Source organism: Bacillus sp. FSL H7-0578, assembly GCF_038630855.1.
GTDB classification, from domain to species: domain Bacteria; phylum Bacillota; class Bacilli; order Bacillales; family Bacillaceae; genus Bacillus; species Bacillus safensis.
Window position 1 is genome coordinate 2,718,055 of sequence record NZ_CP152045.1, and the last position, 12,784, is coordinate 2,730,838.

The following is a 12,784-nucleotide window of genomic DNA, read 5'->3' on the forward strand; positions in this document are numbered from 1 at the left end:
TTTTTTATAGATATGTTTTATGCGATAGGCTCATTTTCTCTTTATATCCAAGTATTTTACACGCTGCTTGTGGACATAAAATGAAGCCACGATCTTTTATCAAACAAGTGAATGTATGTACCCTCAACTTGCACAAAAAAGACCAGTTCCGACTGGAACTGATCCTAATAGAAGCTTGGCGGCGTCCTACTCTCACAGGGGGAAACCCCCAACTACCATCGGCGCTGAAGAGCTTAACTTCCGTGTTCGGTATGGGAACGGGTGTGACCTCTTCGCTATCGCCACCAAACCTGATGGAGAGAATGTTCTCTCAAAACTAGATAACAATGTTCATGCTTCACATTAGAATATAGGTTAAGTCCTCGATCTATTAGTATCTGTCAGCTCCACGTGTCACCACGCTTCCACCTCAGACCTATCAACCTGATCATCTTTCAGGGATCTTACTTCCTTGCGGAATGGGAAATCTCATCTTGAGGGGGGCTTCATGCTTAGATGCTTTCAGCACTTATCCCGTCCGCACATAGCTACCCAGCGATGCCCTTGGCAGAACAACTGGTACACCAGCGGTGCGTCCATCCCGGTCCTCTCGTACTAAGGACAGCTCCTCTCAAATTTCCTGCGCCCGCGACGGATAGGGACCGAACTGTCTCACGACGTTCTGAACCCAGCTCGCGTACCGCTTTAATGGGCGAACAGCCCAACCCTTGGGACCGACTACAGCCCCAGGATGCGATGAGCCGACATCGAGGTGCCAAACCTCCCCGTCGATGTGGACTCTTGGGGGAGATAAGCCTGTTATCCCCGGGGTAGCTTTTATCCGTTGAGCGATGGCCCTTCCATGCGGAACCACCGGATCACTAAGCCCGACTTTCGTCCCTGCTCGACTTGTAGGTCTCGCAGTCAAGCTCCCTTGTGCCTTTACACTCTGCGAATGATTTCCAACCATTCTGAGGGAACCTTTGGGCGCCTCCGTTACATTTTAGGAGGCGACCGCCCCAGTCAAACTGCCCACCTGACACTGTCTCCCTGCCCGATAAGGGCAGCGGGTTAGAAGGTCAATACAGCCAGGGTAGTATCCCACCGATGCCTCCACCGAAGCTAGCGCTCCGGTTTCCAAGGCTCCTACCTATCCTGTACAAGCTGTACCAACATTCAATATCAGGCTGCAGTAAAGCTCCACGGGGTCTTTCCGTCCTGTCGCGGGTAACCTGCATCTTCACAGGTACTATAATTTCACCGAGTCTCTCGTTGAGACAGTGCCCAGATCGTTGCGCCTTTCGTGCGGGTCGGAACTTACCCGACAAGGAATTTCGCTACCTTAGGACCGTTATAGTTACGGCCGCCGTTTACTGGGGCTTCAATTCGCACCTTCGCTTACGCTAAGCGCTCCTCTTAACCTTCCAGCACCGGGCAGGCGTCAGCCCCTATACTTCGCCTTACGGCTTCGCAGAGACCTGTGTTTTTGCTAAACAGTCGCCTGGGCCTATTCACTGCGGCTTCTCGGGGCTTTAACACCCTAAGAAGCACCCCTTCTCCCGAAGTTACGGGGTCATTTTGCCGAGTTCCTTAACGAGAGTTCTCTCGATCACCTTAGGATTCTCTCCTCGCCTACCTGTGTCGGTTTGCGGTACGGGCACCTCTCACCTCGCTAGAGGCTTTTCTTGGCAGTGTGGAATCAGGAACTTCGCTACTAAATTTCGCTCGCCATCACAGCTCAGCCTTTACGGGAAACGGATTTGCCTATTTCCCAGCCTAACTGCTTGGACGCGGATATCCAATACCGCGCTTACCCTATCCTCCTGCGTCCCCCCATTGCTCAAATGGTGAGGAGGTGGTACAGGAATATCAACCTGTTGTCCATCGCCTACGCCTTTCGGCCTCGGCTTAGGTCCCGACTAACCCTGAGCGGACGAGCCTTCCTCAGGAAACCTTAGGCATTCGGTGGACGGGATTCTCACCCGTCTTTCGCTACTCATACCGGCATTCTCACTTCTAAGCGCTCCACCAGTCCTTCCGGTCTGGCTTCACAGCCCTTAGAACGCTCTCCTACCACTGTTCGTAAGAACAGTCCGCAGCTTCGGTGATACGTTTAGCCCCGGTACATTTTCGGCGCAGAGTCACTCGACCAGTGAGCTATTACGCACTCTTTAAATGGTGGCTGCTTCTAAGCCAACATCCTGGTTGTCTAAGCAACTCCACATCCTTTTCCACTTAACGTATACTTTGGGACCTTAGCTGGCGGTCTGGGCTGTTTCCCTTTCGACTACGGATCTTATCACTCGCAGTCTGACTCCCAAGGATAAGTCATCGGCATTCGGAGTTTGACTGAATTCGGTAACCCGGTAGGGGCCCCTAGTCCAATCAGTGCTCTACCTCCGAGACTCTTACCTTGAGGCTAGCCCTAAAGCTATTTCGGAGAGAACCAGCTATCTCCAGGTTCGATTGGCATTTCACCCCTACCCACACCTCATCCCCGCACTTTTCAACGTGCGTGGGTTCGGGCCTCCATTCAGTGTTACCTGAACTTCACCCTGGACATGGGTAGATCACCTGGTTTCGGGTCTACGACCACGTACTCATGCGCCCTATTCAGACTCGCTTTCGCTGCGGCTCCGCATCTTCTGCTTAACCTTGCACGGGATCGTAACTCGCCGGTTCATTCTACAAAAGGCACGCCATCACCCGTTAACGGGCTCTGACTACTTGTAGGCACACGGTTTCAGGATCTATTTCACTCCCCTTCCGGGGTGCTTTTCACCTTTCCCTCACGGTACTGGTTCACTATCGGTCACTAGGGAGTATTTAGCCTTGGGAGATGGTCCTCCCGGATTCCGACGGAATTTCACGTGTTCCGCCGTACTCAGGATCCACTCTGGAGAGAACGACATTTCAGTTACAGGGCTGTTACCTTCTTTGGCGGGCCTTTCCAGACCTCTTCGCTTATATCATTCCTTTGTAACTCCGTATAGAGTGTCCTACAACCCCAAGAGGCAAGCCTCTTGGTTTGGGCTGTTCCCGTTTCGCTCGCCGCTACTCAGGGAATCGCATTTGCTTTCTCTTCCTCCGGGTACTTAGATGTTTCAGTTCCCCGGGTATGCCTTCTCATACTCTATGTATTCAAGTATGGATACTACTCCATTACGAGCAGTGGGTTTCCCCATTCGGAAATCTCCGGATCAAAGCTTGCTTACAGCTCCCCGAAGCATATCGGTGTTCGTCCCGTCCTTCATCGGCTCCTAGTGCCAAGGCATCCACCGTGCGCCCTTTCTAACTTAACCATTTCTTACTTTAGAAAGAATCACTATGTGTGATGAACTTTGCATTGCATTCAATGTGAATGTATTACTTATTGTTATCTAGTTTTCAAAGAACAATCCTGTCTCGCTAGAGACATGTTTTGAAGGAATGATCCTTCAAAACTAAACAAGACGAAAACGTACGCTGCTCCATATATCCTTAGAAAGGAGGTGATCCAGCCGCACCTTCCGATACGGCTACCTTGTTACGACTTCACCCCAATCATCTGCCCCACCTTCGGCGGCTGGCTCCATAAAGGTTACCTCACCGACTTCGGGTGTTGCAAACTCTCGTGGTGTGACGGGCGGTGTGTACAAGGCCCGGGAACGTATTCACCGCGGCATGCTGATCCGCGATTACTAGCGATTCCAGCTTCACGCAGTCGAGTTGCAGACTGCGATCCGAACTGAGAACAGATTTATGGGATTGGCTAAACCTTGCGGTCTTGCAGCCCTTTGTTCTGTCCATTGTAGCACGTGTGTAGCCCAGGTCATAAGGGGCATGATGATTTGACGTCATCCCCACCTTCCTCCGGTTTGTCACCGGCAGTCACCTTAGAGTGCCCAACTGAATGCTGGCAACTAAGATCAAGGGTTGCGCTCGTTGCGGGACTTAACCCAACATCTCACGACACGAGCTGACGACAACCATGCACCACCTGTCACTCTGTCCCCGAAGGGAAAGCCCTATCTCTAGGGTTGTCAGAGGATGTCAAGACCTGGTAAGGTTCTTCGCGTTGCTTCGAATTAAACCACATGCTCCACCGCTTGTGCGGGCCCCCGTCAATTCCTTTGAGTTTCAGTCTTGCGACCGTACTCCCCAGGCGGAGTGCTTAATGCGTTAGCTGCAGCACTAAGGGGCGGAAACCCCCTAACACTTAGCACTCATCGTTTACGGCGTGGACTACCAGGGTATCTAATCCTGTTCGCTCCCCACGCTTTCGCTCCTCAGCGTCAGTTACAGACCAGAGAGTCGCCTTCGCCACTGGTGTTCCTCCACATCTCTACGCATTTCACCGCTACACGTGGAATTCCACTCTCCTCTTCTGCACTCAAGTTTCCCAGTTTCCAATGACCCTCCCCGGTTGAGCCGGGGGCTTTCACATCAGACTTAAGAAACCGCCTGCGAGCCCTTTACGCCCAATAATTCCGGACAACGCTTGCCACCTACGTATTACCGCGGCTGCTGGCACGTAGTTAGCCGTGGCTTTCTGGTTAGGTACCGTCAAGGTGCGAGCAGTTACTCTCGCACTTGTTCTTCCCTAACAACAGAGCTTTACGATCCGAAAACCTTCATCACTCACGCGGCGTTGCTCCGTCAGACTTTCGTCCATTGCGGAAGATTCCCTACTGCTGCCTCCCGTAGGAGTCTGGGCCGTGTCTCAGTCCCAGTGTGGCCGATCACCCTCTCAGGTCGGCTACGCATCGTCGCCTTGGTGAGCCATTACCCCACCAACTAGCTAATGCGCCGCGGGTCCATCTGTAAGTGACAGCCGAAACCGTCTTTCATCCTTGAACCATGCGGTTCAAGGAACTATCCGGTATTAGCTCCGGTTTCCCGGAGTTATCCCAGTCTTACAGGCAGGTTACCCACGTGTTACTCACCCGTCCGCCGCTAACATCCGGGAGCAAGCTCCCTTCTGTCCGCTCGACTTGCATGTATTAGGCACGCCGCCAGCGTTCGTCCTGAGCCAGGATCAAACTCTCCGAGGTATGCAGGATGCATATCACACATGCGTTGCTACACGATGTAGCGAACTTAGCATGTGATCATTTCCTGCCTCGCCAGTTTGACTGACTACCTATGATGTTTCATAGGATTTTTTTATAAAAACTCGAATTAACAGGTACGTTTTGTCTTGTTTAGTTTTCAAAGATCATCTTCGTCGTCTCTCAGAGGCGACTTTATTAATATAACATTCTATTAAGATAAAGTCAACAACTTTTTTCTTAATGTTATTTATCAACCGCGCTGTTTCAGCGGCGAATACAAATATAACACCTTTTGAAAGAAGAAACAAGTATTTTTTCTAAATAATTTATTTTTCCTTATCTCTTCCTATATATTGATACAAATGCTGCTTATCTCGGGAATTGTCTATTGTTGATCCTGCAGGTCTTTAGTATATTTATAATAGATTGAAACTAAATAACCGCAGGGGGAGCTTTGTGCTGAGAGTGAACATTCGTTGTTCTGACCCTTTGAACCTGTCAGTTAATACTGAAGTAGGAATGTGGAATCACTTGAATACATACGGTGTATTCAAATCGATATGTTTTTCTATGAATAACATACTCATCCTTACACGGTCTCTCCTTGCTCAATTCATGAAAAAGGAGATTTTTTTATGCAGCAATCAAATCAATTGGTACGACTGATGGAAATCGCGATTATGACTTCACTTGCACTTGTATTAGATTACTTATCAGGTCTCTTTTTAAGAATGCCCAATGGCGGTTCTCTTGCGCTGATTATGATTCCCGTTATTCTCATGTCTATTAGATGGGGAATATCTACCGGATTTATCATCGGTGTGTTAATCGCAGGTCTTCAGCTGATGAATAGCCCGATCATCGCTACACCTGTTCAAGGATTCCTCGATTACTTCGTTGCATCTGTTGTCATTTCTTTAAGCGGCCTGTTTTCTGGACTGATCAAAAAAGCCATTCAGGATCAAAAGCGAAAACAGCAATTCTTCTATATTACCTTAGCTGTTTTTGTTGCTAGTTTATTCAGGCTGCTGACGTTCTTTATTTCTGGCGTCGTTTTCTTCTCTCAATATGCACCGAAAGGAACACCAGGATGGGTCTACTCTTTAATTTATAACAGCACATATATGGTTCCTTCATTTATTATTTGCAGTATCGTTCTTTGTATACTCATCCCAAGTGCATCTCGTTTGGTTTTTCCTCATCAAAAATAACCGGCTGATTTCAGCTGGTTATTTTTTTATGCATAATTTGCTGCTCTATGGAATCTATTAATAATAGAAGATTTCATGCTGGAGGTACGACAATGAGCCCTTACTCCATTATGCTGTGCTGCTATATTCTCAGTCTTGCTTATTTTTTGGCAGGTTTCTATGAAGCTTTAAAAATAGCAGGCGTGAAAGGAAAAGTAGAAGCTTCACCGTTTATTTCTTACATGCTGCTTGCTGTGCTCTTCACTTTTTTCTCTCATTATTACTGGAAGCTGACGATTTAATCCGCTGTACATGGTTATTCAATATAGACAGCTCCCATCCATACCCTATTTCATTATGGTTCTCGCCAGCCAGCTCGAACTGGCTGGTAACGACAAAACTAGGTTGAAGTTTTTGATAAAATTGTTTTGCCGAATTTTGCTCAAACACCCATAGCATCAACCTCTGATACCCTTTTTCTATTAAATAATCGACACCTTTAGCAATTAAAGCAATACCCGCACCTGATTTCTGTTTCTGTTGTAATAAATAGATGGCATACAGCTCTCCATCATATGTAGAATAACGTTCGTCACGTTGTTTTCCGAAAGAAGCAAAACCAAATACGCCATCCGCATCTTCTGCGACAAACGTGCCTTCAAGCGATCTTTTTCTCCAGCTCTCTTTCCGATCTTTTATATTTAAACCATCCAAATAATCCTGATTAATAATGCCTTGATAAGTCGTTTGCCAGCTCTTCACATGTATTTCGGCGATTTTAGGAATATCTTGATGTACAGCATGTCTCACCTTCATCCGCACCACTCCTTTTAGTTTTTTACACCCTATCTTCATTATCATAAATTCCTATTACGTAGAATTCAATGGTCTGTATTTCAATGGTTAAAACTTCTTCTATAAAAAATAGACACCTTCTGCTGGAAGGTGTCTATTGATTTTATTCTTCTATTTGAGTATCAGCGATCTCTTTTTTTCTTGGCTGTTTGATTTCGTTTGTCAGCTCTTGAATACTTTGCTTCACATTGCCTTTGCCAGAAAAGTTCTCAATAATTTCTTTCACATCTATTCCAGAGGATGCTTTCAGGCTTTCTTGCAGACTGGACATGAGGTTTGTGGCATAGCCTGTAACTTTATTGGCACCGCTGCCTTCCCCGTTACCGCCCGTATCCACAACAGTAATTTTATCAATGTTAGAAAGTGGTGCAGATACTTGCTTCGCATATTCAGGCAGCATTTTCACAATCATATCAAGGATCGCTGCCTGACCATACTGTTCGAATGCTTCAGCGATTTTCTCTTTCGCTTCCGCTTCTGCAAGTCCTTTTAGTCTAATGACTTCCGCTTCTGTTTCCCCTTTTGCACGATCCGCTTCCGCTTTGGCAAGTCCGTCAATACGAACTTTCTCAGCTTCTGCTTTGGCCATTGCTTCAATGCTGTATTTCTTCGCATCTGCTTCAGCAAGGCGTTTCGCTTTTTCCGCAGCAGCCGACTGCTCAACAGCATAACGGTCCGCATCTGCTTTCTTTTTCACTTCAGAATCGTATTGACGTTCACGACGCTGAATCTCTTTTTCTTCTAATTCAATTTGTTTCTGACGCTCAATGATTTTGACTTGCATTTCTTGTTCAGTTACGTGCTGACGGTTACGAGCTGTTTCTAGATCGTACGCTTGGTCAGCACTTGCTTTCGCCGTATCCTGTTCACGTCTAAATTCTGCTCTTTTCAGCTCATTGATCTTTTCTGCTTCAGCGATTTCAGTAGCACGCTCAAGCTCAGATTTCTTCGCATCTTTATCTGCTTCGGCACGTTTGATACGTGTTTCTTTATCTGCTTCAGCTGTTGCAATATCTGCATCGCGTTTTACTTGGGCAATTCTTGGTTTACCTAGAGATTCTAAATAGCCATTTTTATCACGAACATCTTTAATCGTAAACGATACAATGACAAGACCCATTTTCGCTAAATCTTGAGAAGCGACACGTTGTACTTCTTGAGAAAATTTCTCTCTGTTTTTATAAATCTCTTCAACTGTCATTGATCCTAAGATGGAACGAAGGTGACCTTCTAATACTTCTCTCGCTTCGTTTTCGCGGTCTTCTTTTGTTTTCCCTAAAAATTGCTCTGCAGCAGTCGCGATTTCTTCAATCGATCCGCCAATTTTTATGATGGCCGTTCCATCCGCCATGACTGGTACACCTTGTTCGGTATAGACTTCAGGTGTTGAAACATCTAGCTTGCTAGATAGTAAGCTGAGCGGCTCTGCTTGTTGAAAGACTGGAAGTACAAAGGTACCGCCGCCTCTTACAATCTTAATCTTGTTTCCACCTTCATCCACGTGGACATTTTTACTTCCTAGGTAACTTCCTGTAACAATTAATGCTTCATCTGGACCTGCTGTCCGGTATTTAGAAACAAATACACCAATAAGTGCAATAAGAATCACAAGCACAATTCCAATGATCACTAAAATAGTTGTTCCTGGCATAGCATTCCCTCCTAGATTTCTTCATTTGGTATAACAGATAAGACGCCTTTGTTCACTTCGACAACTAGCACACGGGTTCCATATGGAATCTCCTCTTGGTCGAAACTGACAGCTGGCTTTGAGATTTTCCCGCTATTACTGATTAACAGCACTTCTCCAAATCCGTCTTTTGGAACAGATACAATGATCTCCCCAGTTCTTCCTTTTAAATCGGCCTCCGTATAAGAGAGAGATTCTTCAGCAGAGGAAAGCGGGACTAATACAAATACATTTAAACAGGTCACAAGAATCACTGCGAGGATGGCAGATAATACTGCGCCAAGTCCACTTCCTACAATTGCTGTTTTTTCAGAGATAAACCCTCCAGCTGAGAAAAAGGTAAGAAATGCGAGGATCAATGTTGGTTGAAGGAATGGAACAGGGATCGCTTCAAATAATCCATCAAATACATCGCCGAAAAAGACGAAAACAAGTGTCAGGATTCCTGATATCATTAATATGTATAAATACAGCGTCTGAAGAGGCAGCCCGAACACATCCATCTTCCTCATCCTTTCTTCATGAAATGAACATCTTTTGTTTCATTTAGACCACACCCACCTCCAATGTATTCCTTCTAACAGGTAATACGAACCACTTTTGTAAAGGTTTCATATTTCATCACAATTCTTCAAAGGGATTTTCGGATAGCTCAAGAATGATTGTCATGTACCATTATGTTAAAATTTGATCTTGAGGTGATGAGAAAATGAGTATATTACATGAAGCGAGACAAGAATTGTGGCACGAGCTGCAAGGTTTGAGCGAAGAACAATTGAACCAAAAATTATCTGATGATACTTGGAGTATTCAAGAGGTAGCAGATCATTTAAAGAAAATGGACCTAGTTGCAGCAAAACATCTAGCTGCTGAGGGTAAAAAAGCACCGATTAAAGAATATGAACCAAAGCCGGTAGAAATGGCAGAGGACCGTTCGAAAAAAGCCACTGCGCCTAGTATTGTTGAGCCTGAACGCAAGCATGTAACACCTACACATTTAAAGGATGAGCTCGATACTGCACGTGAGCAGCTCAATCAAATTTTATCCACATTTACTGAGGAAGATTTCAAACGCGTCATTGCACATCCTGTGTTTAAAGAGCTATCCCTTAAGCAATACCTTGATTTTATCGGCGCACACGAAAAACGCCATATTCATCAAATCAAAGAAATTAAAGAACAACTATAGGCATAAAAAAGACTCCCTTTTGGGAGCCTTTTTTCATTGTTACACCGTTTTAGGTGTTAACTCAAAGCAGCGAGCATAAATCCATTTGTACGCTTTTTCGTTTAAATCTCTTGGGTTTCCAACTGTTTGCGGATCTTTCATTGCTTCTTTAGATAAACGATCAATCATATCTTTTGATACACCTTGTTCTTCTAATGAAGGAACTTCTAAATCCTCTACTAAATCATACATCCAGTTCACAGCTGCTTTGGCTGCTTCCTCTGTTGTCATTCTGCTTGTATCAATCCCAAACGCTTGCGCAATTCGAGCGAATTTTTCCGGATACCCTTTCCAGTTATACTCCATCACTGGTCCCATCATCGCTGCAACACACTGACCGTGAGCGACAGGAATAATACCTCCGAGTGTTTGACTCATCGCATGTGCAGCTCCAGCTGATTCACTTCCATAAGAAAGCCCGGCAAGCATCGCAGCTTGTGCCATTCCATATCTTGCTTCTAAGTCCTCGCCATCAGCAAAGGCACGGCGAATATAATGAGCTGCATATTCAATTGCCATGAGCGCTACCGCATCTGTAATCGGCTGAGCAAATTTCATCGTATAGCATTCAATCGCGTGAGCAAGCGCGTCAATTCCAGTCATTGCTGTCACATGAGGCGGCATGGACACATGAAGCTCTGGATCAATGACTGTTAGATGAGCTGCAATGAGAGGTCCACCAGTATTGAATTTGAATTCTCTTTCTTCATCAGTAATGACCGCCCACTGCGTTACCTCTGAACCTGTACCAGCTGTTGTCGGAATAGTGGTTAAAGGAGGGATTCTGTTTTCTAGCGGTTTTTTTCCCTCTGCCGCTTCGTAATCAAGGACTGAGCCTTCATGAGTCGCCTCTACTCCGATTGCCTTTGCTGTATCCATTGAACTGCCGCCGCCTACTGCGACTAATCCATTACAGCCTTCTTTTTCATATAAAGCAGATCCTTCGTTCACTAGACGGACTGGCGGATTTGGCTCTACTTTATCAAATAGAACGACATCGATTTGTCCTTCTTTTAATGAAGCAATTACTGGGTCCACCACGCCGGCTTGATAAATACCAGGGTCTGTTACAAGCAATACCTTTGAAACGCCGTATGCTTTTACTTCTTCCCCAACATGTTTCACTGCACCAATGCCATGTTTGATGACAGTTGGAATTTCAAATGTATGGAATTTCTGCATGCTTTCAATTTTCATATTTAGTGTCATAAAGAATCTCCTCCAAATGCTTATTTAAACCAATGAACCGCTTCAGGTTTTGTATTTCGATATAAATGCTTCAGTTCGGTATATTCTTCAAGTCCCGTGCGTCCTAATTCGCGCCCAATGCCTGATTGCTTGTAGCCACCCCAAGGTGCTTGAGCGAAATAAGGATGGAAGTCATTGATCCAAACCGTGCCCAATCTTAATTGTCGAGCCACTCTTTCGGCTTTGCTGATATCAGAAGACCACACAGCTCCTGCTAATCCATAAATCGTATCATTTGCCAGCTTGATGACTTCTTCCTCTGTACGGAAGGATTCGACTGTCAGGACAGGTCCAAAGACTTCTTCCTGTACAATCCGCATATCTGACGTGCAGCCTGAGAAAATGGTCGGCAAGTAGAAGAACCCATTTTGCAGCTCCTCTGCGTCAGGTCTTTTTCCGCCTGTCTCTAACTTAGCGCCTTCTTCTAAACCGATGCTCACGTATTTTTCTACTTTTTCTCGATGCTCAGCTGAGATGAGCGGCCCGCTCTGGGTGTGTTCATCAAAGCCGCTCCCTAGCTTGATTTTTTTCGTACGCTTCACCAGTTCTTCTAAAAATTCATCATGAATGGATTCTTCCACCAGCAAACGTGAACCTGCTGAACACACTTGCCCTGCATGGAAAAATACAGCATTCATCGCCTGGTCAACCGCTACGTCTAAATCAGCATCTTGAAACACAATATTCGGATTCTTTCCGCCGAGCTCAAGGGCTATTTTTTTCACATTCACGCTGGCTCCCTGCATAATTTTCTTACCTGTTTCAATACCGCCTGTAAATGAAATCAGATCTACTTGATCATTCACAGCAAGCTCATCTCCAACGGTTGCTCCAGGTCCAAGCACTAGGTTTGCAACGCCTGCTGGAACGCCCGCTTCTTCCATGAGTTTAAATACTTTTATGGTGGTGAGTGGTGTGATTTCACTTGGCTTTAAAACGATTGTATTTCCCGCCGCAAGTGCAGGAGCGATTTTCCAGCTTGCTTGAAGCAATGGATAGTTCCAAGGAGTGATTTGTCCGCATACACCGACAGGCTCTCTGACTAATTCACTTTTCGAGTTTGGAATTGGCGATACTATGATTTCCCCGCCATCTTTATCAGCCAGACCTGCGTAATATTGGAACACGTTCGCAATATCGTCCATATCTGCTTTGCTTTCCTCTAATGTTTTGCCTGTATCAAGCGATTCCAATTTGGCTAGTTCATCAAGATCACGTCTAATCAATTCAGCTATCTTAAACACAATATTTCCTCTTTCAAGTCCAGGCAGGTTTGCCCAGTCCCCTTGATCGAAGGCTTTTCTCGCTGCTTTAATGGCTAGCTGCGCGTCATTTCTAGATCCTTCGCTGACTGTCGCGATCACTTCTTGATTGAACGGATTGATGATATCCCGTGTGTCGCTACTTTTAGCGCCAACCCATTGTCCGTCTATAAATAGTGTTTGACTCATAGAAGGGACCTCCTCTGATTCTCTTTGGTAAGTTTGTTAAATAAAAATTTAACGTTTTGAACATAATTAACTTATCATGTTCAAATTTTTCTGTCAAAGGGAGATATGCT

8 protein-coding genes, 3 rRNA genes and 1 riboswitch are annotated in these 12,784 nt (G+C 45.5%); of the genes, 3 read left to right on the plus strand and 8 right to left on the minus strand.

Annotated features, from left to right (window positions below):
• Window positions 1–173: 173 nt before the first annotated feature.
• From rrf to MHB41_RS14035, 3 genes are all read right to left on the minus strand, one after another.
• Window positions 174–289, minus strand: a 5S ribosomal RNA gene (gene rrf / locus MHB41_RS14025).
• Between the two features lie 61 nt (window positions 290–350).
• A 23S ribosomal RNA gene (locus MHB41_RS14030) occupies window positions 351–3,281 on the minus strand.
• 182 nt (window positions 3,282–3,463) lie between these two features.
• Window positions 3,464–5,012: ribosomal RNA gene (locus MHB41_RS14035) — 16S ribosomal RNA — on the minus strand.
• Together the 16S, 23S and 5S rRNA genes form the textbook arrangement of a ribosomal RNA operon.
• Window positions 5,013–5,447: 435 nt before the next feature.
• A riboswitch (TPP riboswitch) is annotated at window positions 5,448–5,549 on the plus strand.
• Between the two features lie 98 nt (window positions 5,550–5,647).
• Here MHB41_RS14035 and thiT point away from each other — a divergent pair.
• Both thiT and MHB41_RS14045 read left to right on the plus strand, forming a co-directional pair.
• Window positions 5,648–6,223, plus strand: a complete 576-nt coding sequence (thiT, locus tag MHB41_RS14040) for an energy-coupled thiamine transporter ThiT (RefSeq protein WP_034284310.1) — start codon at window positions 5,648–5,650, stop codon at window positions 6,221–6,223.
• Between the two features lie 92 nt (window positions 6,224–6,315).
• Window positions 6,316–6,504 carry a hypothetical protein gene (locus MHB41_RS14045; RefSeq protein WP_024423229.1) on the plus strand — a complete coding sequence of 63 codons (189 nt, stop codon included), beginning with the start codon at window positions 6,316–6,318 and terminating at the stop codon, window positions 6,502–6,504.
• Here the strand turns inward: MHB41_RS14045 and MHB41_RS14050 are convergent.
• The 3 genes from MHB41_RS14050 to MHB41_RS14060 all read right to left on the minus strand — a co-directional run bounded on the left by MHB41_RS14050 (window position 6,464) and on the right by MHB41_RS14060 (window position 9,250).
• Entirely contained in the window at window positions 6,464–7,018 is a 555-nt protein-coding gene (locus MHB41_RS14050; protein WP_034284309.1) for a GNAT family N-acetyltransferase, read from the minus strand. The two genes, MHB41_RS14045 and MHB41_RS14050, sit on opposite strands and share 41 nt — an antisense overlap.
• 142 nt (window positions 7,019–7,160) lie before the next feature.
• Window positions 7,161–8,708 carry a flotillin family protein gene (locus MHB41_RS14055; RefSeq protein ID WP_034284308.1) on the minus strand — a complete coding sequence of 516 codons (1,548 nt, stop codon included), beginning with the start codon at window positions 8,706–8,708 and terminating at the stop codon, window positions 7,161–7,163.
• A gap of 11 nt (window positions 8,709–8,719) precedes the next feature.
• A complete protein-coding gene (locus MHB41_RS14060) occupies window positions 8,720–9,250 on the minus strand; it encodes a hypothetical protein (RefSeq protein WP_034284306.1) in 531 nt (176 codons plus the stop codon).
• A gap of 206 nt (window positions 9,251–9,456) precedes the next feature.
• Here MHB41_RS14060 and MHB41_RS14065 point away from each other — a divergent pair, with 206 nt between their 5' ends.
• On the plus strand, window positions 9,457–9,936 hold the full coding sequence (locus MHB41_RS14065; RefSeq protein WP_024425883.1) for a DinB family protein: 480 nt from the start codon (window positions 9,457–9,459) through the stop codon (window positions 9,934–9,936).
• A gap of 39 nt (window positions 9,937–9,975) precedes the next feature.
• Here MHB41_RS14065 and MHB41_RS14070 read toward each other — a convergent pair whose 3' ends face one another.
• Window positions 9,976–11,184, minus strand: a complete 1,209-nt coding sequence (locus MHB41_RS14070) for an iron-containing alcohol dehydrogenase (RefSeq protein WP_024425884.1) — start codon at window positions 11,182–11,184, stop codon at window positions 9,976–9,978.
• A gap of 20 nt (window positions 11,185–11,204) precedes the next feature.
• Window positions 11,205–12,674: a betaine-aldehyde dehydrogenase gene (gene betB / locus MHB41_RS14075; protein ID WP_061109983.1), complete on the minus strand. Its 1,470-nt coding sequence runs from the start codon at window positions 12,672–12,674 to the stop codon at window positions 11,205–11,207.
• Between the last annotated feature and the right edge of the window lie 110 nt (window positions 12,675–12,784).

What these genes read in the sequence shown, in the direction of transcription:
- thiT (WP_034284310.1), top strand. Translation starts at nt 5,648, where the DNA reads ATGCAGCAATCAAATCAATTGGTACGACTGATGGAAATCGCGATTATG.
- MHB41_RS14045 (WP_024423229.1), top strand. Translation starts at nt 6,316, where the DNA reads ATGAGCCCTTACTCCATTATGCTGTGCTGCTATATTCTCAGTCTTGCT.
- MHB41_RS14050 (WP_034284309.1), bottom strand. Translation starts at nt 7,018, where the DNA reads ATGAAGGTGAGACATGCTGTACATCAAGATATTCCTAAAATCGCCGAA.
- MHB41_RS14055 (WP_034284308.1), bottom strand. Translation starts at nt 8,708, where the DNA reads ATGCCAGGAACAACTATTTTAGTGATCATTGGAATTGTGCTTGTGATT.
- MHB41_RS14060 (WP_034284306.1), bottom strand. Translation starts at nt 9,250, where the DNA reads ATGGATGTGTTCGGGCTGCCTCTTCAGACGCTGTATTTATACATATTA.
- MHB41_RS14065 (WP_024425883.1), top strand. Translation starts at nt 9,457, where the DNA reads ATGAGTATATTACATGAAGCGAGACAAGAATTGTGGCACGAGCTGCAA.
- MHB41_RS14070 (WP_024425884.1), bottom strand. Translation starts at nt 11,184, where the DNA reads ATGACACTAAATATGAAAATTGAAAGCATGCAGAAATTCCATACATTT.
- betB (WP_061109983.1), bottom strand. Translation starts at nt 12,674, where the DNA reads ATGAGTCAAACACTATTTATAGACGGACAATGGGTTGGCGCTAAAAGT.